This is a genomic window from Antarcticimicrobium sediminis (assembly GCF_004348975.1).
GTDB classification, from domain to species: domain Bacteria; phylum Pseudomonadota; class Alphaproteobacteria; order Rhodobacterales; family Rhodobacteraceae; genus Antarcticimicrobium; species Antarcticimicrobium sediminis.
In genome coordinates, this window is sequence record NZ_SMFP01000059.1 from 1 (window position 1) to 798 (window position 798).

Annotated in this window: 1 protein-coding gene; it reads left to right on the forward strand. The window is 60.7% G+C overall.

Annotated features, from left to right (window positions below):
* Positions 1-112: 112 nt before the first annotated feature.
* Positions 113-798, forward strand: a 686-nt coding sequence (gene istA / locus E1B25_RS21990; protein WP_132831688.1) for an IS21 family transposase, incomplete at its 3' end; no start/stop codon positions are given.

The window sequence follows — 798 nt, forward strand, 5'->3', positions numbered from 1 at the left end:
TGTGAACAGGCATGCAAAATTGACCCCGTAGCGGGGTGATCGGCGTCCAAAAATGACCCCCTTACACTGATGTGGATAATGCCCCCGAGGCTATCGGGGAGCACAGTGTGGGATGTTGGTTGTGGAGACGATTGCGAAGATCCGTCGGGCGCATTTTCAGGACAAGAAGCCGATCAAGCAGATTTGCCGGGAGTTGCGGGTTTCACGGAACACGGTGCGCAAGGTGATCCGGTCCGGTACGACCGAGCACACCTACGAGCGGACCGTCCAGCCGCAGCCGAAGATCGGTCCTTGGAAGGACGAACTCGACGAGATGCTGGCGACAAACGCGCGGAAGCCCAAGCGCGAGAGGCTGACCCGGATCAGGATCTTCGAGGAACTCAGAGCCCTCGGATATGACGGCGGCTATGATGCGGTCCGGCGATACGCGGCCACGTGGTCCAAGGAAGAACAGGAGGCATCGGCCGCTGCCTATGTGCCGCTGATCTTCGATCCGGGCGAGGCCTACCAGTTCGACTGGAGCCATGAGATTGTGGTAATTGATGGCGCAACGACCACCGTGAAGGTGGCGCACGTCCGGCTTTGCCACAGCAGGATGCTGTTCGTGCGAGCTTACCCGCGCGAGACGCAGGAGATGGTCTTCGACGCCCACGACAAGGCCTTTGCCTTCTTCGACGGAGCCTGCGCTCGGGGCATCTACGACAACATGAAGACCGCGGTGGACACGATCTTCGTCGGCCGTGACCGCGCCTACAACCGCCGTTTCCAGCAGATGTGCGGGCACTACCTCGTCGATCC